General features: G+C 56.6%; 24 protein-coding genes and 1 pseudogene. 5 read left to right on the top strand and 20 right to left on the bottom strand.

From position 1 onward, the window contains the following. The first annotated feature begins 70 nt into the window (after window positions 1-70). From NQF89_RS05770 to NQF89_RS05755, 5 genes and pseudogenes are all read left to right on the top strand, one after another. Window positions 71-259, top strand: coding sequence for a type II toxin-antitoxin system HicA family toxin (locus tag NQF89_RS05770; RefSeq protein WP_266137756.1), 189 nt, complete (start codon window positions 71-73; stop codon window positions 257-259). Then, a complete protein-coding gene (locus NQF89_RS05765; RefSeq protein ID WP_266137755.1) occupies window positions 256-645 on the top strand; it encodes a type II toxin-antitoxin system HicB family antitoxin in 390 nt (129 codons plus the stop codon). The genes NQF89_RS05770 and NQF89_RS05765 overlap by 4 nt, the downstream gene beginning before the upstream one ends. A gap of 199 nt (window positions 646-844) precedes the next feature. Further along, window positions 845-1,492 (top strand): hypothetical protein, encoded by a 648-nt coding sequence (locus NQF89_RS05760; protein ID WP_266137754.1) that lies wholly within the window; start codon window positions 845-847, stop codon window positions 1,490-1,492. Between the two features lie 4 nt (window positions 1,493-1,496). Continuing rightward, window positions 1,497-1,685 (top strand): annotated as a pseudogene (locus NQF89_RS08880) (helix-turn-helix transcriptional regulator); the annotation flags it as partial. Window positions 1,686-1,775: 90 nt separating this feature from the next. Further along, window positions 1,776-2,717, top strand: coding sequence for an ImmA/IrrE family metallo-endopeptidase (locus NQF89_RS05755; RefSeq protein ID WP_266137753.1), 942 nt, complete (start codon window positions 1,776-1,778; stop codon window positions 2,715-2,717). 1 nt (window position 2,718) lies between these two features. On the opposite strand, the gene NQF89_RS05750 is transcribed toward NQF89_RS05755, so the two are convergent. From NQF89_RS05750 to NQF89_RS05655, 20 genes are all read right to left on the bottom strand, one after another. Beyond that, window positions 2,719-3,786 carry a contractile injection system protein, VgrG/Pvc8 family gene (locus NQF89_RS05750; protein ID WP_266137752.1) on the bottom strand — a complete coding sequence of 356 codons (1,068 nt, stop codon included), beginning with the start codon at window positions 3,784-3,786 and terminating at the stop codon, window positions 2,719-2,721. Then, a complete protein-coding gene (locus NQF89_RS05745; protein ID WP_266137751.1) occupies window positions 3,777-4,004 on the bottom strand; it encodes a tail protein X in 228 nt (75 codons plus the stop codon). The genes NQF89_RS05750 and NQF89_RS05745 overlap by 10 nt, the downstream gene beginning before the upstream one ends. Then, window positions 4,001-4,663 carry a phage tail protein gene (locus NQF89_RS05740; protein WP_266137750.1) on the bottom strand — a complete coding sequence of 221 codons (663 nt, stop codon included), beginning with the start codon at window positions 4,661-4,663 and terminating at the stop codon, window positions 4,001-4,003. The genes NQF89_RS05745 and NQF89_RS05740 overlap by 4 nt, the downstream gene beginning before the upstream one ends. Beyond that, the gene (locus tag NQF89_RS05735) at window positions 4,663-7,053 is read right to left on the bottom strand and encodes a phage tail tape measure protein (protein WP_266137749.1); all 2,391 of its coding nucleotides are present in this window, start codon (window positions 7,051-7,053) and stop codon (window positions 4,663-4,665) included. The genes NQF89_RS05740 and NQF89_RS05735 overlap by 1 nt, the downstream gene beginning before the upstream one ends. A 131-nt stretch (window positions 7,054-7,184) precedes the next feature. Further along, the gene (locus NQF89_RS05730; protein ID WP_266137748.1) at window positions 7,185-7,433 is read right to left on the bottom strand and encodes a phage tail assembly protein; all 249 of its coding nucleotides are present in this window, start codon (window positions 7,431-7,433) and stop codon (window positions 7,185-7,187) included. 70 nt (window positions 7,434-7,503) lie between these two features. Then, on the bottom strand, window positions 7,504-8,010 hold the full coding sequence (locus NQF89_RS05725; RefSeq protein ID WP_266137747.1) for a phage major tail tube protein: 507 nt from the start codon (window positions 8,008-8,010) through the stop codon (window positions 7,504-7,506). Beyond that, window positions 8,010-9,458, bottom strand: coding sequence for a phage tail sheath subtilisin-like domain-containing protein (locus NQF89_RS05720; protein WP_266137746.1), 1,449 nt, complete (start codon window positions 9,456-9,458; stop codon window positions 8,010-8,012). The genes NQF89_RS05725 and NQF89_RS05720 overlap by 1 nt, the downstream gene beginning before the upstream one ends. Window positions 9,459-9,529: 71 nt before the next feature. Further along, window positions 9,530-10,081, bottom strand: coding sequence for a phage baseplate assembly protein V (locus NQF89_RS05715; protein WP_266137745.1), 552 nt, complete (start codon window positions 10,079-10,081; stop codon window positions 9,530-9,532). Beyond that, window positions 10,071-10,589 (bottom strand): hypothetical protein, encoded by a 519-nt coding sequence (locus NQF89_RS05710; protein ID WP_266137744.1) that lies wholly within the window; start codon window positions 10,587-10,589, stop codon window positions 10,071-10,073. Before NQF89_RS05710 ends, NQF89_RS05715 begins: the two co-directional genes overlap by 11 nt. Next, window positions 10,582-11,151, bottom strand: a complete 570-nt coding sequence (locus NQF89_RS05705) for a hypothetical protein (RefSeq protein ID WP_266137743.1) — start codon at window positions 11,149-11,151, stop codon at window positions 10,582-10,584. Before NQF89_RS05705 ends, NQF89_RS05710 begins: the two co-directional genes overlap by 8 nt. Before the next feature lie 6 nt (window positions 11,152-11,157). Further along, window positions 11,158-11,526 carry a head-tail joining protein gene (locus tag NQF89_RS08905; protein ID WP_457851385.1) on the bottom strand — a complete coding sequence of 123 codons (369 nt, stop codon included), beginning with the start codon at window positions 11,524-11,526 and terminating at the stop codon, window positions 11,158-11,160. Between the two features lie 151 nt (window positions 11,527-11,677). Beyond that, on the bottom strand, window positions 11,678-13,672 hold the full coding sequence (locus NQF89_RS05695; protein ID WP_266137741.1) for a phage major capsid protein: 1,995 nt from the start codon (window positions 13,670-13,672) through the stop codon (window positions 11,678-11,680). 11 nt (window positions 13,673-13,683) lie between these two features. After that, window positions 13,684-15,171, bottom strand: coding sequence for a phage portal protein (locus NQF89_RS05690; RefSeq protein ID WP_266137740.1), 1,488 nt, complete (start codon window positions 15,169-15,171; stop codon window positions 13,684-13,686). Window positions 15,172-15,293: 122 nt separating this feature from the next. After that, on the bottom strand, window positions 15,294-15,776 hold the full coding sequence (locus NQF89_RS05685) for a hypothetical protein (RefSeq protein WP_266137739.1): 483 nt from the start codon (window positions 15,774-15,776) through the stop codon (window positions 15,294-15,296). A 126-nt stretch (window positions 15,777-15,902) separates the two neighbouring features. Further along, window positions 15,903-17,885: a phage terminase large subunit family protein gene (locus NQF89_RS05680; RefSeq protein WP_266137738.1), complete on the bottom strand. Its 1,983-nt coding sequence runs from the start codon at window positions 17,883-17,885 to the stop codon at window positions 15,903-15,905. Next, window positions 17,872-18,384, bottom strand: coding sequence for a terminase small subunit (locus NQF89_RS05675; RefSeq protein ID WP_266137737.1), 513 nt, complete (start codon window positions 18,382-18,384; stop codon window positions 17,872-17,874). Before NQF89_RS05675 ends, NQF89_RS05680 begins: the two co-directional genes overlap by 14 nt. An 86-nt stretch (window positions 18,385-18,470) precedes the next feature. Beyond that, window positions 18,471-18,749 (bottom strand): hypothetical protein, encoded by a 279-nt coding sequence (locus NQF89_RS05670; protein WP_266137736.1) that lies wholly within the window; start codon window positions 18,747-18,749, stop codon window positions 18,471-18,473. Next, window positions 18,749-19,063, bottom strand: a complete 315-nt coding sequence (locus NQF89_RS05665; RefSeq protein ID WP_266137735.1) for a hypothetical protein — start codon at window positions 19,061-19,063, stop codon at window positions 18,749-18,751. Before NQF89_RS05665 ends, NQF89_RS05670 begins: the two co-directional genes overlap by 1 nt. Window position 19,064: 1 nt before the next feature. Continuing rightward, window positions 19,065-19,397, bottom strand: a complete 333-nt coding sequence (locus NQF89_RS05660; RefSeq protein ID WP_266137734.1) for a hypothetical protein — start codon at window positions 19,395-19,397, stop codon at window positions 19,065-19,067. 63 nt (window positions 19,398-19,460) lie between these two features. Then, window positions 19,461-19,987, bottom strand: a 527-nt coding sequence (locus NQF89_RS05655; RefSeq protein ID WP_266137733.1) for a DUF4376 domain-containing protein, incomplete at its 5' end; no start/stop codon positions are given.

Here is a 19,987-nt window from a genome sequence, read left to right as displayed (position 1 = left end):
CCGTTTGGTTTTTATGCCGAGATAGGACAGGCTCCTTGACTAGGGATAAATAAATGTGTATTGAATACACATGAAGAGCCGTGAAGCAATCAAGAAATTGCATGATGATGGATGGTACCATGTCAAGACGACTGGGGATCACTGGCATTTCAAGCATCCAACAAAACCGGGGAAGGTAACTGTGACACACCCGAAGAAGGACCTAAGTCGTCTTGTCATGAAGTCCATAGAAAAACAGGCAGGAATCAAACTAACATGACCCGTTACATCGCCATTATGAGCAAGGACCAAGATAGTGATTATGGGGTTCATTTTCCCGATTTCCCTGGATGCGTCACGGCAGGCTCCACGGTGGAGGAAGCCAAGCGCATGGCCGTGGAGGCCCTGGCCGGTCATATCGCCTTGATGCGGGAAGATGGCGAAACAATCCCGGAACCGTCCTCCTATGATGAGGTGATGAAGGATCCGGACAATCACGGAACCTTTGCCTTTGAGGTCTCCCCGGAGGATTACGATCCATCTGTACGGGTGAATGTGACCCTGCCCCGCTCCGTGCTGGAGGCTATCGGCAAGCGCCGCAATCGCTCGGCCTTTCTGGCAGAAGCTGCCCGGGAGAAGCTGGCACAGCAAAAGCACCCGGCCTGAAACGCCCTCATCATGCTGGCTCGCCCTGGAAGGCAGGTCAGCATCTGTGGAAGATAACGGATGAAGAACGCTGTTTTTGACGTAAGGGGGTATTTTTTACTTTTAAGCGAAACATTTTGAGAATATTGTTACGTTATGCGAAACCTGCATCTGGAAGGCATAGGATGATGCTGAACAGGGAAAATGAACAAGGAAAATTATGATGTTGTTTAACAAAGAAGATGGTACCCTTGTGCGGGATGTTCTAAGAGAGCAGCTACCGCAAGAATTCCTCCTTGATGTGCGGGAGGCCTTCAAAGCAGCGGCTGAAGAAAGTCATACGACGATCGGGAAAAAACGGTACCGTCCGGAAGATAAAGCTTCGGCATTGGGCCACGAACGGCACTTTCAAACTGCACGGTATTTTGAGGATGTGCTTAGAAAGCATGGTGCGGTTGAGAAGATACCTGCCGCTGACCGCATTGTTACCGGTCGTGTTAACGACGTATTGTTAACCTTCTTAAACTTAAAGGGTAGCAGGAACCAGAAGTCACGTGTTAGCACGCAAAGAATTGCCCTAGCCCAATACAACAAACCGCTTGCTCTTTGGAATCAATGTGACTTTTTTGAAACATCACCTACCATAGAACGCCTTACAGTTTGGTTTGAGGTGAGATATGAGAGCGACGGTTCGTATCCTAGTGGTATACAGGTGATCGTTCCCCACTCAGATGGCAGGGGAAATCTATTTAAGAGCGGGCTGGAAGAGCTGCTGAGCAAATATGAAGCTGGCCATGCTCCGCAGCCGGACAATGCGCTGCCTCGGTTGAAAGAAGCTGTCGCAAGACAGCAGAGACAAAGTGAGTGAGATAATGTCACGCAATGGTTTACAGGGGTTTCAGGCAGAGCGGTTGCGGCAGGTGCTCCGCGTCCGCAGGCTGACACAGTTGCAGCTGGCTACCCTCGCCAATGTAAGCAAAGCGACCATCAGTAAATGGTATAATGGCAAACAGTTGCCCAGTCTGGAAACTGTCGAGAGGCTGTCTGATCTTCTTAACGTGCGGCCTGAGATATTTCTGACGGAATATAAGACGGGACTTAGCAAGGCCTGTTTCAGGAGCAACGCAAGTGCGCTCAAGCGTGGCCGTGAGATGCTTCAGGGTCGCTTGGAATGGGCGGAAGAGGTGGCTGAGCAGCTTCAGGACCATCTGGACTTTCCTGAGGTGAACATCCCCCAGTTGCGGTTCTCCAGCCCGGCGGAGATTACGGATGATGATATCGAAGAAGCCGCTGCGCAATGCCGCTCCATGTGGAAGCTGGGCAAAGGCCCGATTCAGGACCTCGCACTGGCCGCAGAAGGTGCAGGCATCATCCTCCTGCGGGAAGAAACAGGCATAGCGAATATTGAGGGACTTTCCAGCTGGAGTTACCGCCTGGAGCGTCCGCTGGTTTTCCTGTCATCTGATAAGGCGAACGGGTATCGCAGCCGTTTTGATCTGGCCCATGAGATAGGCCATCTGTGTCTGCATCGGTGTGTGTCAGCAGAGGTACATGATGAGTGTTATGCGCTGGGAGAGGAACAGGCGGATAAGTTCGCTGGTGCGTTGCTGCTGCCAGCCGAGAGCCTAGCCCGGGAGGTTTCCATCTGCCCGACATGGGATGAACTTCTGCTGCTAAAAAGGAAGTGGGGCGTGTCTGCTGCGGCCATACTGATGCGGCTGAAGGCTCTTGAGATTGTCAGTGAGGACAGGGTGAGCCAACTCTTCCGACAGCGTTCAGTACGCTGGGGACGGCGTGCCGAGCCGGGTGATGGTGCGCTTGCTCCGGAACGGCCCCGCCTGCTGCGACGGTCCATTGAGCTACTCGTGCGTGAGAATGTCATGCCGCTGTCAGGGATACAGAAGGCTTTCGGGTTTGGCGTCAACGATCTTGAGGGGATATTGGGATTGGAAGAGGGATATCTTTCACAAGATGAGCATGGTTCCAATATTGTGGATCTTGCTTCATTGCGTGGGACCAAGGGAAAGGGAAAGGCCAAGACTCCCGTAGGGGAGGATGGCAATGTGGTAGAGGTCGCTTTTGGGAAGAAATAACCTATAATTCGTCCACCTTCACGGGCCCATTCATCAGCCCCTGCACCGTGGTGTCATCATTCGGGCGTTCGCAGCTCAATTCCGTGACGAATCCTTCGCCTTTGTCTAGCCGGTGGATGCCGCGCTTCACGATCCACCGGCCTGCCACGCCTTCATCAAAACTGTCATCGAGGAGAAGGGCGCTCCCGGCATTGAGTGAGGCATCCCCGGGCAGCGTAAGGGAGAGATCCATGCTGCCCCGCGCCCGGCGTCCCATCTCGGCCTGCGCGGCCGACCTTGCATCATCAACCGTGCGGAATTTGCGCTTTATCCTGCGTACAGGTTCTCCGGAGCCAATCGACACTGCATAATTCTTTGCCTGCCGCGTGGCATGGTAGAGGGCCACCACGGTGCCCGGCGCGATATGCCGGTCCTCCGACCAGCTCCATTCCGATACCTGTGTGGTTGTCAGGCTGACAGGCGGAATCTCTTTTCCGCTGGCGGATTCAGCATCCCCCCGATTCAGAAAGAGCAGCTTCCCGCCGGACGGCTTCGCCACGGCGTCATAGGACTTGGCGACCTTCTGCAGAAAGGAAATATCGCTCTCATCCGTCTGGTCAAAATGCTGGAGATGGATCCCGGCCAGTGCAGCAGATACCCCAGCCGTCATCCCGTGATCGGCAGCCATTTTCTGCACCATCGCCCCGATGGTTGTGCCTTTGCGCCATGAGCGGGTTTTCTGCGTCTGGAAACCGGATACCCCGTCGGGAGTCTCGCTATAGGGCACGGACCTAGCGCGAATCTCCATCACGCGGCCCTGTCCCTTACCGCCGCGTCCCGAAAGGGACGACACGACGAATGATCCCATCCTATGCAGATCGCCTTCATAGCCCAGAGCCAGCGTCAGCACGGCACCCACGGGAGGCTTCTTCAATGGGTAGTTTGGATCTGTATTCCACAGGGCCAGCGACAGTTCATCTGATTGGTGTTCCGTCTCTGTGGTAAGGGTGAGGCTTGACAGTCGGTCTGCTACAGTACCAGTCACGTCTTTACTGTTAGCTGTCAGGATAAAAGCAGGGTTCAATCCCACAGTGTGATTCCCTTGCTTTGCAGGTCATTCTTGTCACTCTCCTGCACGCTGTCCGGCAGGTTTATACCGATCCCAACGGGAAGGATAGGCCCTTCATCTGCCAGCCCCGGGTTAGCCTCCAGAACGGACCGCAACTGACTGTCCGTACACTGACCGTATGCGGAATGGATGATGGCATCCAGAACATCTCCATCCTTCGTTTTGTAAACCTGCGTCACAGCTTCAGTTCCTTGCTGATCGGGTCAAGAACGGATCCAACAGCATCACCTACAGCTCCCTCCACAGATCCAATTGCACTTGAGACATCGCCCTCCAGCGTCCCAACAAATCGTCCCACACTACCAAACATGCCCTGGCTTTTTCGGGCCGAGGCCTTCTGGCCTGCTGTCTCCGCATAGCGTTGGAGCGTGAGGGTAAAACTGTATTTCCTAGGGTCGCCACTTGCCTTGTATAGACTCTGTTCTTCAGTAACAGACCGAACGATAAACAAACCGATTACGTCACCATTAGCTCCCATTAGGAAATACACCCCACCAGAGCGTGCCATCATCCGCAGCGTATCTATTACGTCTTCGGAACCCTTCCAGTCAGGGTAAAGATCGCACGGGATTGTCCACGTATCCGCTCCCGGCCCTGTATATTGCAGGCTATTTAGATGACCTATGCGTGGGATCTCGGCCCATGTTGATTCTGTGTTGCGGCTGACCTGTTGTAGTGCTGCGGTGTTCAGGGAGAATTGTACGTCTCCCAAAGAGAGCAAAACGGGTGCATTGCCTGCGTTTAGCCCCAGAAGGCCAGTCACCTGCTCAAAGGTGGAGAGCGTACCCGCCCCCAATAATCGATTCTCCAGAAACCCGCTACCCGGTAATCCCAGCATTATCGAATCACTCCGTCAGGCCCATCAGCCAGGGCAGGCGCGCCGCGGCTGTTCTGCTGGCTCAGCCGGTTGACATGCTGGGCCAGCTCCATGGCGGACTGCCCGGGCTGCTGGGTGATGTTGTAGGTATGATTATGCGTCACGTCCCCGCCCTGTACGGATGCTCCCTGCGCCCTGAAATTGGGCAGGTCCGTATAGGCCGGCTGCTGTCCTCCGCCGCCAAAAAAGTGCTCAAGGGCCGTTACGGGATGGGCCAGCACATTGCCCACAGTGCCAATCCCGCTGATGAGGGCACCGATCTTGTCAACAACCCACTGGATGATGCCGCCCACCGTCCTCCCGAACCGCACACCGGCTTCCGTGGCCCCCCTGAACCCTGCCCCGGTATCCTGAACAGGGGTCAGAAGGTTCTCGAACCATGTCACCACTGGCTTGATCCACGCTACCAGCTGAGTGAACAGGGGGCGGGCAGGCCGGAATGCCTCTGACAGACCTTGACCAAATCCTGTCAGGAAGGCCGCAATGGGCCGCCAGTATTTCCAGACCAGGAAGCCGCCCACGACCAGAGCCCCCACAACCAGCCCCACGGGCGACATCAGGAAGGCCAGCGCACCGCCCACGGCCCGGATTGCTCCCACCCCGACCGTGCGGAATAGACGAAACGGATTGAGCAGCCCCAAAATTGCCTGCGCACGTCCTGCGCTGGCCAGATTGGCCCCTGCCTGTGCCTCGGTCTCCATGATCGTGGCAGCCGTGGCCTTCACCTGTGCGGCTTCCAGCAGGGCCGTGCGCCGGGCTGCGATGGCCGTCAGGTTGCCATAGGCACTCAGGGCCGTTCCTGCCACCAGTAGGACAGGCACAGCCGCGGCAAGCGCGCCTGTTGTGGCAAGTATCCCTACCGTGGCAGCTCGGGTGAGGCGGGGATGGGCTCGTACAAACCCGTTGAACTTGTCCAGCACCACATTAGCTTTCTGGAGAAGGGAGACATAGGTGGGCAGGAGGGTCACACCCAGATTAAGCCGCAGATTGGTCAGCTGCGCATGTAGCCCAATCTCTTGCCCACGTGCCGTTCCCTGCGCGGCACGTACTGAACCTTCAACACCCTGCGACCGGCTGGCATTTAGGCTGTCACGGGAAATCTGGGAGAGGGACGTGGCAATCGTGCTGAGCAACTTGCCCGTGTTGGTGTTGCCCAGCTTGCCGATCTCGGTATTGAGGAGCTGCTTTTCCGTGTCGTTCAGGGTGCCCGCCAGGGCGTGACCATAGGTGTCCCGGCTGATGATTCCCTTTGCCACGAAAGCGGGCAGCAGCACACTTTTAACCCATTCTGTGGGGTCGCGGGAGAAAACATCACTTCCCTTCAGGGCCCCCGGGTTGAACTGTGCAGCCTGCCCGCTCTTGTCAAAGCGGACCTTGGACGGGTCTCCGATCAATCCATCATTCATCAGGTTGATGGCCGCCCGTTTGCTGGTATGGCCCTGGATCAGGCTGTTATAAGAGGTCTGCAAGGCCGTCCCCAGCTGGTCGCCCTTCATCTCCTGAATCAGGGGCAGCAACTTGTAATAAATAGATTCATTGCTCATTCCCTTGACTGCCGTGCCACCGTGGCTCACCAGCTTGAAAAACTCGCTACCGTTGACCATGCCTTTTGAGGCAATCATGGCCTGCTGGATGAACCCGGCCTGCCGCTGAAACTCGGCCGCATTGCTGGCACCCCCGCGTAGGTCGATAACGCGCAGCATGTCCTTCAGCTGCCGTTCCGATTCCTCATTGGATGTGCCGAACAGGGCCCCATTGGCGAATTTCATCTTGGCCATGAGGGGGGCAGCCACGGCGGCCTCGTGCATGTTGCCAAATACGGCCAGACCATCGTTGTAGGCTTCCACATTCTCCCGGATGGTCGTGCCGAAGGTTTTCAGGGACTGCCCGGCGGCAAGGGCCTGCTTCTTGGCCTCATCCGGTACGCCCATCACCTGCAACCGGGCATTTTCTGTCTGGAAGGCGCTGCTCTCGCCCAGCAGGTTCCGCAGGACCAGTCCCCCGGCCAGCGCACCGGCTCCCGCGCGCCCGGCCATGAAGCGGGACTGCTCGGCGGCTCCGTTCAGGCGGTTACGGGTGGCCTCAGCCCGCCGCAAGGCAGTCTGTGCCTGTTCAGCCCGCTTTATGGCCCCGGTCAGGCCATCATAGCGCGCCTTCATCCCCGTGATGGACTCGCCAGCCTCCCGCATGCGGTCCATCTCGACCCGCATATCCCGCTGGTACCGGCTGACCTGCTTTATCGTGCTACCGAGCTGTGAAAACCCGCTCTTTGTATCTGTCAGAACCGTCTTGAACGAACTGTCAATCAATCCGCCAATGATTAGCGAGGCTTTTAGCTTCTTTTCAGCCACGGTGAATCACTCCTTGGGCAGGCGGTCAAGACATGTGAGAAATTCAGAGGTCGAGAGATCCAAACAATCAGATAGGGACCAATGACACGCTTGCCCCAGTGCCATGGCCCCCTTCAATACGTCTCCCGGCCTCAGTCTGTGAAAAAACTGAAAGCGACTTCGAGGCGTTGGTAGTCCCGTAGTGCTAAATTTCCCAGAAAGTCTGGCGGGAGGCCGTCTGCCAGATTAGCCAGCATCTTTTCCTCTAGCGCACCCAACTGTGCGGGGCTGGCCTTGTCCGAGGTGGGAGCGAACTGCCGCTGCTCCCGCGCGGTAGGCTCCCGCAATGTGATGGTATTGCGGGTATTGCCAGCTTCGTCATAATCCCGGGACAGGGTCACAGTAATAGAATGGTCCTCATTGACCTTCAGCCAGGTCGGTATCTCTTTCTCGCTCATGTCTTTTCCTTTCTCACATGCCCAGCGCGCTGCGGATATCGGCCAGCGCGTCCTTGCCATTTGTCAGGTAAGTCATGTTCATCACATCCACTTCCGTGACCATTTCGCCTCCGATCTCCTCGGAGTAGTAATCCAGCGTCATGCTGATCTTCACCTGCGCTTCACCGCCCGGCTTCATGGAGCCGCGATCCATCTCCGTGACCTTGCCGCGCATGATGACCACCATGGGAGATACAGTGCCGTCCCAGTCCTCCAATGCTCCGCGCATGATGAAGGACTGATCCGCGCCCTCCCGCGGGCTGGCAGACCCCAGCAGGAGCGGGCTGAACTCCTTGACGCTGAAATCCGTGGTCAGCTTCTCCATTCCTTGCGTGATATCCACAGGGGCATCCATGCCGCCGCCGCGGAACTCCTCGGTCTTCACCTTTAGTTTGGGAAGATTAACTTCTACAACCTCACCCGCGAAGCTGTTCCCTGCAAAGAACAGATTGACGTTCTTTAATACCCGGCGCAATGCCATTAGCTGTTGCTCCCCGTGAAGATGGTCGAGACATACCCGTCATTGATCGTGCTGCGGAAGGTGATCCTCTCCGCCGGGTAAACAGGCCCGATATCGAAATCAAAATAAACCTGCCCGTTCGTTACGGCACTGGCCGTGTTCAGGCTGGTATCCGCCCAGCACTTCCCGCCTGTGATTGCCCCCTTGCTGATGAGCTGTCGTAGATATGAATTGACGAAGGCCACCACCTCGGTAACGAAGTTTTTCGTGATACCCATGTCCACGAACTGCATCGTGGCCAGAAGGAGGGCATCGCTAATCTCATCAATCGTACGGGTCACACATAGGAAGGATCCGTCCAGTGCCCGGTTTCCCCAGCTCACATACCCCGTTCCGGCCCGGCGGATGATAGTCGTGATGCTGTTCGCATTGAGGATATTGGCCGCGCTGTTTTCGTCTCCCATGACGAAATCCACGGGCCGGGCCAGCCCGATTACCCCGTGCAGTTCCTGGTTCGACAGGGAACGCCAGAAGCCATTCTGCATATCGCTATAGGCCTGCAACGCCGCGAACTTGGCAGAGGGAGGTATTACAGCAGAAACGCCATCCGTCTCCCTGACGATCCACGGATCAATCATCATGACCCGGCTTCCGCCCTCATTGGCGGCATTGATTGCAGCTGTAGCGTTGGTGTTCGGCCCATCAACAAAAGCAACCGCGCGTAGCCGGTCGGCAATTACCTTCAGCTCGGCAGTCACTGCGTTGTCCAGATCGGCGACCTCTGCAGAAAATTTGGCCCCACTCCCATTGCCCACGGCAGAAGGTAGTGAGAAAGACGGGCTTTTGCTGTATCCGCTGCCGCTGGCCGTCATCTCCACATTGATGAAAGTGCCATCAGATCCCACTACGGCATGAGCCTGAGCCCCTGTTCCAGAAGTATCGGTGATAGTAAGCGGGTAAGTGCCCGGTGTGTATCCAGACCCTGCCGCTGCGATGCTGACTCCGGCCAAGGCCCCCTTGCTGCGCTGGCTGGTATAGCCCGGCGCACAGAGCAGGCGAGGACGGTATCCCGTCACACTTTCCGCCGCGAGGAAGGCATGCACCCCATGGTAGGCTCCGGCACTGTCAATGCCGCCCACAATGGCCGGGATGGTTCCGGGGTCGTAGCTGTTCGTGCCGGAGACACGCACAATGACCATGAGCGGAGAGCATTCGTCTAGCATAGAGGACACAGCCACCGGGAGGGTGCCAATATCAGCCGCCCCGGCAGGGGCAGTGGCTGTTAGGGCCCCGATGGTCTGCGTGTCGCTGCCCGACACCAATACCGGCGTGTCCAAAGGGAACACGGCAGGGTCAGCGTAGGGGGCAATTCCGATCACTCCGATGGTGGACATGTTCACATCCACTGCAGGCTGCGTGACAGGCGTGTTCTTTACCTCAACGCCATGCAAAAAATCTTTTTGGGCCATTCCTCACTCCGTCTTTCTGCCGCGGATTTTAGAGGAACAATTCTGGCCGTTTTATAACGGAATGGGACAGATTATTGCGGCTTCCCCGTAGGTGCTCCCACAGCCTGCACCTGATGCACATGCCCTTGCAGACTCACACTGCCAGCCGTCACATCACCATCAGCCTTCACGCTGCCAGTGCAATGTACCTCCGGCACGTCCAGCGTGGCAGCATGTGCTTTTATTGTAACTGACGAACACACCACCGTCACAGGAGATTGCCAAGCTGCTACTGTCAGAGCATGGCTTTCCGGGTCATAGGTCAGCACCGTTCCGTCTCGGAACCTTTTCCCCCATGCTGCCCCCGCAGCCGGGGACCGGTGAGCATCCTGCGCCACGGCCCCGAGGATGACGCCCTGGGAGGGGTCGCCCCACAGCATCAGTACGACCACCTGTTCCCCAATAGAGGGCTGCCACCAGTCATAATCCTCTGCCGCCCGGCGCAGCATGAAGGGAAGCAAATCCGTTTCGGTCGCGCCGATCTTCACCCTGGCCCGGTCGTCCTGTACCTCGGAGATGACACCTAGTCGGGCTGTATTGGCAAGCTGGTTGTCGTGGTCTCCTAGCACAGCTCTATGAGGCATTGATCTGTTCTCCGTTCACAATGATGGATTTTGGGGAAGGCCCGGCGGCATCCGCCTGGTCCCAGCTATTCACGCCAAAAATGGCCTGCTCATGGTGCCATTCCACCCGCCAGATAGCATAACGGTCGGTCAGGTCGGGCCGGAAAAAGTCAGTTCCGCAGGAAAGGACGCGGGCAGGGAACACCCGTCCTCCGAAGCGGTTTTTATTGATAAATGCCGCAACGTCCGAGGCCGCCAGACGAACATTCAGCAGCCCGTCAGGCCCGCCCTCCCGGCTGAACACAAGCCGGGCCGAAAAGCGTAGCGACACCATGATCTGATCCGTCCCCAAGTCTTCCTCATGATATTCCATCTCCTCCAGCTCCAGCAGGCATGCCGGAGTCGGCAGATCTTCGCTTTCCTCATCCCGGTAGAACTCAACCACCTTGAAGGCCGGGAACCGGGAAGCCACGGCATCACGGATGCGCTGGTGGAGGTCGCGCAGGTCTGTTTTCAGACTGTCATTCATTTCCCACTGTCCGCCATTTGATCTCATGCTCCAGTCTCCGGAAATAATCTCGCTGGAAATCTGGATGGTTGATCTGTTGGGTCAGCCAAAGCAGGCAGGGATCGTAGATATCTACCCGCGGCACGGTGACAGGCAGCCTTGCCTTCCCGGTCCGCTTGAACACGGCCAGCAGACGCTTCCCCGTGCGCCGGCGCGTGATGAAAGCGCCTTCCTCATAATAGCTGCCGTCCTGAGTCTTGACCCCGCGCCCGCTTTCCACGGGCCGCAACTGGATGAAGGGCACCCCGTCTAGCCCCATCCAGAACTTGCCTTCACGGATCCGCGTACGTGTCTGGAATGATTTGAATCTATGATAAATTGCCGCCCTGGGCATGCCCAGCTTTTCCGTCAACTCCCGCGCTGCCTTCGCCCGGATCATTCTGGAAATGCGGACGTTGGTAGAACTCAGGGCCCGACACAGCATATCTTCTGTCGGCAGGAACTGATCTATGCGTCTTTGGAAGCGTTCCCATCCCTCAGTAGAAAAGGCGCTGAAGGTGAGACTTTCTTCCATGTCCGACATTCCGCTTTATCCCTGCCACTTCTCTTCTGTTCCCGGGGCGGGCTGGGCAAACTTCTCGGCATTCCCGTCCACCAATCTAGAGCGGGAGATAGGGGCCGTGGCCATGCCTGTGCCATCGGGTTCCGGGTCATCCGTCAGCCAGTAGTCCACGCCCGCCACGGTGATACGATGACGTTTCTTCAGCCCGGCAAGGTCTTTCTCCCTAGCCACAACCGTGGGCTGGGCAGTCGTCATGACAAACCCGCCCATGGCCTCGCGCTGGTAATCCTCGTCAATGATGACCGGGAACGTCCTGCCCCCCGCGACCATCGCCAGAAAAGCGAAATCGTCAGTGTCCAAGAACTCTCCCAGATTCTCCCACGCTAGAGCAGGCATCAGTGCCGCCGAGCCTTGCGGGACTCGGCATCCTCTACTTTCAAATCAGCCTCGAAGAGACGCCCCATTGTGGGGCAAAGGCTGACCTTATCTCCGATGCGATAAAGTCTCCCCTTCATCCAGAAGCTTTTCAGAACGATATATTCTCGCATCAGGAGCCACTCTTGCCTGTGCTTCCGCTAGAGGCTGCCGGTGCACCGCCCTTAGCATAAACAAAGCTTTCCGTCCGGCGGAACTGCCAGTCGATGTCTTGGAACGTGGTCAGCACGACGTTCCCGGCGGTGGAGCGGGTATAGGGATCCACGATCAGCTCAAGGCCACCCCACATGCCCATCAGCACATCACCGAAGTTGCCGAAGAACAGGTCACCCGTGGCAACTTGGTTAGTCACGTCAACCGGGTACCCGTTCACCGTGCCGCCATCTTCCCAAATGATCTGGCTGCCGTTGACATTGAACTTGAGCGCCGTCTTGGCATAGCCGCGGAAGGCGGGCCGGGCCTTGAAGCGCATGGAGTCCACATCGGCGTTCTTCTCGGCGATCATGGTTTCCAGCTCGACCAGCTCTTGCCATGTCGGCTGCGGCCCGGCGAAGGTTACGCCTCCGATGCCCAGCATGTTGGCCAGCCCCAGCGGCTGCTTGTCACCACCGTGCCCGTAATAGCCTGAATAGTCGATGACCAACGCCATTTGCTTGGCTAGGTCGGCGCGCACCAGCATCTCCACGTCCATGCTGGATTGTTCCAGCAGGCGGCGGGTGATTACGGTGTTGGCTGCTGCGGTTTTTGGTTTCAATTCAACCGCGCCGAAATCCATGGCGGAGAAGGTGGCATCATCCCCTTCACCCAGCCAGTATCCCTGCGTTGCTGCCGTCTGGCGCGGGATGGAGATATTCCCCACCAGGCCGCCCAGCATGCGCGCCCCGCGGGCGAACACTGCCTTGTTGCGAAGGATATCGATATAGCTGCCCGCCAGAACGGAGGTCTGGACGGTCGCACCGCCCGTGCTACCGGCACCGGTCTGCCCGTTGGATGCCGTGTTCATTGTCCCAGAGCCGTCACGCAGTAGACTGAAATCATCTGACAGGTTGTGACGTAAAACGTCCGAAGGAATGATTATCCCGTCCGCATTGCGCTGGTTCTGCCGCTTTGCGGCCTCCTGAGACACCTCAAACTCGAATCCTGCGGCTTCACGAGTACGACGATCCTGCGCCGTCATCGCCCTTACTGCTCGTAGGACAGAGAAATTACGTAAGTCCCGCTTTGTCATGCCGATATCTGTGGAGGGGGCAGGAACAGCAAATGTCTTGCCAGTTCGCTCTAGCAGGGCACGGGACAGGCCTTCAACAGTGCCCTGTGGGTTGGCAGCGAACTCGGCAGCAAGATCACTTGCCCCGTACTGACGTCCTAAGTCGAGAATGTTCTTCACGCGCTCCTGCTCGGCCCGCATGGCTGCGCGCTTTTCGCTCTCATAATCCCGCGTCGGTTGTGCCCCCAAAGCAGTCGTATCCGGATTTGGCTTCTGCCCTTCGTTAGCTGCCCCTGCGCTCATTCTGTTCTCTCCGTTGTATTGTGAAGGCGTACCCGTATTTTTGCCCTGATTATCGACGATTCCCTCCGGCGGTTTTATATCGGGATGGGACAGTCCCCGCCCGATACCCACGCCATGGTCCGCCGGGACGGAAACCATGCTGATCTCTGTCGGCTCCCAGTCTGTTACCCGGTAAACAGGACCGTTCTCTTCATCATCGGAGATTAGCTGCATGCCGCGCACGGCATATCCGACAGAGACGTGCCGGCGAATACCATCTTGCACGTCCCGGAAAATCTCGTCAGCCCTGGGTGACTTCCCAAAGCGGACTGTAGCCCGCCCCACGCCGTCGCCATCAATGCGGGCATTTTCCACAACGCCGATTTGGTCTGTCCAGTCATGATCCATAAGCAGGGGGCCACCATCATTGATACGGTCCAGTCGAACTTCTCCGGCTTTATGCCCGAGAATTTCCGTACCGAACCACCTGGACACCTGCGCAGATTCGGAGGAAAAGGCCAGGGATACTGTCCTGTTCCCAGCGTCAATATTCTCCACATTGGCAACGCGCTTTCCTCCCTCCGCCTTTGCTTTGCGAAGTATTTCATTAATCTCCATCAGTCTGTCCCCTATTCATCGTCATTGTCCGGCTCATCTGTGACCGCCGTTTTCACCTGCTCTCCAAAGGCCACCTGCATCAGCTCCTTGGGGATGCCGCGCGCTTCGCATGCCTTGGCCCAGCTGGCCCAGTCGTCCAGCACATCTTCCGGGTTTTGCCCTCGCTCGCGGATGACCTGCTGCGGGGACTTGATGAGCGCATCCATGGCCTTCTGATTGGCCACCACATCGCTTTTTGGGTCCACCCAGTCCCACCGGCGCGGGTGGAAGCTGCTTGCCCGCAAGATGGATTCAAGCTTTGTAGGAGGCACCACATATCCTGTGCCATCCGTCACTTTCCCGCTCAGCAGGGCCAGCCGGATGAATCGGTCAAAAATCGGCTCTATCAACTGCTCTATCACGAGGTGCTGCTCCTCTTTCCACAGCTCCCGTTCGTCAAGCATACCGGCCCGTATTGATGAGAAGTTAACTCCTTCTAGGTCGTTGGCTAGGCTGTTGTAGCCAACTCCCATTCCGGCAGCAGCTGCGCGCAGCCCGCTCTTTATGAATGGCCCAAACGCCTGGTCAGGGAATGCGGGATCCCATTTTTCCAGATTGGCCCCGGTCGGCAGCTCAAGGAATGTTCCGGCTTCAGAAGTAAAATGAATGGCGCGGTCATCATCAGGACGCTCTGGCCCAGCGTCATCATCCCACGTCACGAGGCCCATTTTCGCAGCCCCGACACGGGCGTTAAGGGCGGCATTGTCCTCGAATTCTTTCAGGTTTTTCAGCCGATACAGGGCAGATGTAGCCCAGGGGAAACCGCGCTTCTGCCCAGCCTGCTCCTGGCGGTAGACGTGGCAGATATTTTCCGCGGGCACGCGTATATAGGACTGTCCCTCCAGTCCATAATAGGAGCCGTGGGAATCATCGCTGAGGAAATAATAGGCTATCACCCGATCGGAACGATCGTACTCAATCCCTGCCCGGATATAGGTGCCTTTATTTTCATCCACATCATAATCATGAGGGCAGCGTACCGCATCGATATGTTGAAGCTGGATACCATAGGGGCCATCCTGCACGATATGCACAAACGCTTCCCCGTCCACGGCCAGGGAGGATGTCACCGTCAGGCAGAGCCGCACGAATCCTTCTCGCCCCGTCACGTCGCAGTTTTTCGCCTTGCACCAGTCCACCCACGATGCCACCACGGCCCCATTCAGGCGGCCATCCTCCTTGCCATTTGCCTTCTTGGCCAGACAACGCAGCTTCACGCCGTGGCCAATAATATTAGCCCGGCATTTACGCACGAAACCGCGCATGTAAGGATCGTTGATCGCCATATCCCGGGAGCGGGCAATAAGGATGCGCCCGTAAATGCGGATCTGTTCATCCGGCGTGGTGGGAGTGCCTACCCAGGAAGAACCAAACCTGTCCACGCGGCCCGCTTCAATTTGCCCTACTAACCGGGGTGTGGCCCATGCGGCATGACTGTTGAAGGGCATATTTCCGGACACGGGGAACGACCTTCCCGCCCGCACATTGGGTCCCATCCTTGGACGAGCCCAGTCTGCTACAGGCGCGGCAGGGGCGGTGTTGCCGCCCAACGCCCGCTTCAGCCCATTCCAGATTCCCGCCATCAGAAGCGCACCTTATGCTCGACAAACCCGGCGCGTCCATTTTCCTGAGCAACGAAACTGCCAAACACAGCCCTCAGCTTGAGCAGGTCGGAGATAGGCAACCGCTTCAGCTCGCGGTTTCCTATCTTGTATTCCTGCTGGTCTCGGCTGGCCCGGTTCTCGATAACAGCGCAGATTGCATCATAGGTTCGCCGGTTCTGGCTACGGGTATCCGCCCCAGCGGGCAGGCTGGAAATATCGGGGAGAATCAGCATGGAACCGCTGGAAATCTCAGAAATATCGCCGTTTTTCTCGGTTTTTCGTAGAGAATATGCCACATTCCCGGGGAGCCATTCCTTGGTTACGGCAGCACTGGCCAGGACGATACCATCCCCATCGGCCGACAGGTCCGCCGTACAGGCCCCCCGCAGGATCAGCACGGTCCCCGTACCAGCCCGCAGGCGCAGCGTCGTTCCTGCCGTAAATGTCTCCGGTATCCTCATGCGCCTTTGAACCTCCCTGTTGCTGGCGATGAGGATACCGGTCATGCGCCCGGTTTTTTATAACGGGATGGGACAGGATCAGCCCATTCCTAAGAGCCTCGTTAACCCTCTGGTCCGTAGGACAGCTCACCGCCCCGGCGGTCGCCAGACCCTCCGTTTTTTCATCTTGGGTGGGGGTGTCACTTCCTGCACAGACTGGCCCCCCTGTTTCTGCTCCCGCTGCCCCATCGGTGCTTCCATCTGGTCGGGGCGGCTAGGGGCTTCCTGTGGAGCCTCTGCCTTCAGGACTGGCTTCATGATCTGCAAGGCAGCATAGGCATATACACGGCAGTCCAGGGCCTCGTTGCGGGCCTTGGACGACTTAACCCATTCGCGCCGATTCACATTGCCCTTGCGGGTGACCAGTGATTCCGCGGTCAATTGATTGAACCATTCTTCTTCCCGGGTATCGGGGACGTGCATGTACCCTGGACCGCCAGGCGTGGTTGCTCCTACGGTCTGGCTGATGCGCCGATAGATGACCACCTTGGCCTCATCCACGGCCACGGGGAAGATGTCCACCTTGCGTCGCGCCCGCCCAGAACGCCTGCGTTGGGGCCCGGGCACAATGGGGTTACCCCATGAGGGGGAATAGCCCTTTACACCAAAGATGCGTCGCCCCGTCTTGCCTTTCAACCAGTCATAGGCCGCCTGTGGGTATCCTGTCGTGCCACCCGTATCAAGGCAGGAGGCCGATATGCCCAGCTCCGTTCCGTCCCGCAGGGTGAAACGCCGTGTCTTGATGATCTGTCCCAGGTCAAAGAAGACCTGCCCTGCCAATGGGTCGCCCCACAGTACCCCATATTCTAGGCTCCACGTTTCGCCATGCATGCCCCAGCCAACGATCTCATATTCCAGCCGGTCCATCTGCATATCCGCGCCCAGCGTGACATAAAGCACACCATCCGGGCAGTGGTCAGGCCATGCCTCCCGCTTGGCATAGAGGCTCTCCGGATCGCACCGGTCTCCCTTGATCTCATAGGTGCGGGATAGCGATACATTGGCGAATGATTGCAGGTCATCCAGCTTCAGCTTGTCCAGGTAATCCTGCACGATGTCTTCCAGCCGCCGAAAGGTGCTGTACGCCTCCCAAGCGTGGTAGGAGGCATGCCCCTTGAATGGCTTTGTCGCAATCCATCCCGCGCCCTGTTCCTCTGCGCTTCGGAGGGCCTGCACTCTCTGCCCGTCATTCCACAGCGTTCCGCAATGTTCGCAGCAATAAGCTGCGGTGGCAGGGTCATGCTCGTCATGCAGGTCTTTTGCAGCATCATGCAGCTCCGTGGATCTCCGGCCCGCCCAGGAAACGCGTCCCCATGTGAGTATCTGCATCTCCCCGCAATCAGGGCAGCACACATGGAAATGCCGCTGGTCCCCGGCCTCAAATGCCTGCTCGATATAGCTGGCTTCTTTCAGGGTAGGGGTGGAAATCTCCACAAGAAAACGGTCATCCCCGAATGTCGCAGCGCGCTGCCAGATCAGGGAAACCGGGCTGCCCTCATCGGTGGTGTTGTAACCATCCACCTCATCGCACACGATAAATGGGGCAGATCGCCCACGCATGGTCTTTGTAGATCCTGCCCAGGCGAACATGATGAAACCACCCGGATAACTTTTCATTCCCTGATTGTTCACACCCTCACGTCCCCTGGGCTTGGCTATGAGCCGCCCAATGCTCTCGCTGGCCTCTGTGAGTGGATTGAACTTGGTTTCAAGCCATGTCTTTAGGTCGCCTTGTGACGGCTGCATCATCATCTGGGATCTCGGGCGTTGGGCAATCGCAAACCCCTGCATCCCCAGCGCACAGGTGGTTTTCCCGATCTGTGCACCCCACATCAGCGTCACCCGACGGCATTCAGGATTCACGAACTGGTCCATAGGTTCCCTCTGGATGGGAGCATTCATCACCCGGTAGAACCCCGGAATCCTATTTCCTTCTGGTATCTTCAGGTTTCGTTCTGCCCATTCAGAGGGTCTTAGGTTGTCCGGCGGCCTCAACATGCGCAGGGCAGAGCGCAGGATGGATGCACAGCCACGCCAGTTATTAAACTCCTCCATGTCAATTTGAGTCATCAATGCTCTCATCAAGGCTGTTCGTATCGAAATCTGCCAATCCTGCTAGTGATCGGTCGATCTCCTCCATCAGTACCGCCACCATCTTGCGCTCATTCGTTTCTCCAAGAATGAGCGACGACACCCTGCCTGGTACGTTGCGCAGGTTGGTACGGATCTCTGCGAATACGATAGCGAGTCTTCTTTCCATCTGGTCCATTGGCACGACTAGAGCCTTGGCATGTGCTAACTTCAGCTTTTCTTGCTCCAGTTTGACCCTGGCTGTTTCTTTCTCGATGGCTTCAAGGCTGGCTAGCTTTTTGTTGGAGGCTTCTTCAGCCTGTCTGATACGCCACTCCACCACAGCAGCAGTATCGAACTGCCATTCCCTGCCTTTTCCGCCCTTCTGGAGGTAGGGAACTTTACTTCTGACCCACGCATCTATAGTGGGTAGGGAGACCCCGAAAAACTCTGCTAGGCCCTGCCTGTTGACTATTTTTCCACCAGAAGCCCCAGCCACAAATTCATCCAATTCGATATAAACAAAAAGTCAGTTTTGAAATGCCTCGCACAAGGGAAAAACCGGGAGGTTGGCCCCACCGCCTCTTAAAACTTCTGGGAAGGACCCATTTTTTTATCAAGTAATGACTTAACCCGCTTTGCCAAACGAAGTTCTTGATAGATTACCGTTACAGCAACAACGGGCAGGACTGCTTCTGGGCAGGGCAGATGCCACGGCGCAGGCAAACAGATCGCTCCTGCCTCGATTGCTGTTAAAAAGAACAGTAACTTCCCAATTATTCCAATCGACTTGCCGAACAACAAATGCGCTAACGCCCAAACCATAATGGCGGCTGACGCGACCTTGTATAGATCCCAGACCATCAATCGCCTCCCTTTTTGAACAGGCCAATTAAAATATCTTGCAATCGTAATGATCTAACTAATTCAATCACCTTGGCAATCACACTCCCGGCAAAGGATCCGCAGAGGAATCCACTAGCTGAGATGTTAATTCCAAAGTGATCGGTGATGACAGGGGATAGATAAATTGCTGAGACAACGCCCGTTAAAATATAAAAAGCGGCTTGCTCAATAGCTTGAAATCGCATTGATGGAATTGCTGATGCACTCCCAAAGAGACCCGCAACTCCTAATGTTAATGCGCTTCTCCATTCTGGAGGAATTGGATTGTTCATGTCAGCACCAATGACGATAAAGAAAACTACGGGGGGTTTTAGTTTCCGCTGCGATGCGAGCGATAGGGATAGTTGGGTCTGTGAGCATTTTTAACGCCCGTTGCTTGCGCTCCCAATTGTCTGGGTCTCCCAAGCTGATCTGGCAACCTGCCAGGGAAGAGTGCAGTTTTTTTACACTTCCCTCACTAATTACCTTTGCGTAACGAGCCGCATTCTTAATCCGCACAGGAACATATAGAACACGACGCCCGGAGATTACCGGGCACGATCGTGCCAGCTTGAGTGCCTCTTCTTTCCCAATGAGATCGACTAATTCAGCAATATTATCTGCCATTTATGCCCCCTATTGGGGTAGCTATCAGAAAGCAGCCTATTTTTTTATTACAAGATGAGACAATTATCGGTTGCCCGGCCATCCTGCTGTAAGGTCGGTATTTAAATCATTCTCTAGCTGTTTGCTCAGAGCGGCAGCGTGGGTCTGACAAGCCCCGCGATATTTCGCTAGTTTTTTGAACAGTCCGGTGACATCATCACTACTCATCGGTACCGAGCTGCCATCTGCCAGCGTCCATGCCGTGCCGTCAGTCCACGCGCCTAGCTGAGCAACCTGCGCCTGCTGCAGGGCGTTGGCGTATGACGTATCATCAGAGGGGAATAGCACGGCGGAAGAGGTGGCTGAGGGCTGGAAATAAACGCCCAACGCCTTTTTTTGGTTCGTTAGGCCAGACAAAACAGCCCGTTGCCCGTCTAATGTCTTTGGAGTAACATATGGAACAATCTTGCCATCTTTTACCGCCTGCCCGCACGGCAATCGGTTCTTCCACTGTTCTGGTGTGAGAGGGAGTAGCTCTGAGGCAGGGGGGAATCCGTCTAGGGAGTTGTAAAATCCCATATCAAACCAGCCCGTAACAGGGGTCGGCTGGG

The organism is Bombella pollinis (assembly GCF_026385485.1).
Taxonomy (GTDB): domain Bacteria; phylum Pseudomonadota; class Alphaproteobacteria; order Acetobacterales; family Acetobacteraceae; genus Bombella; species Bombella pollinis.
Note: the sequence above shows the minus strand (reverse complement) of the source record. Positions and strands in the feature narration are given on the sequence as shown.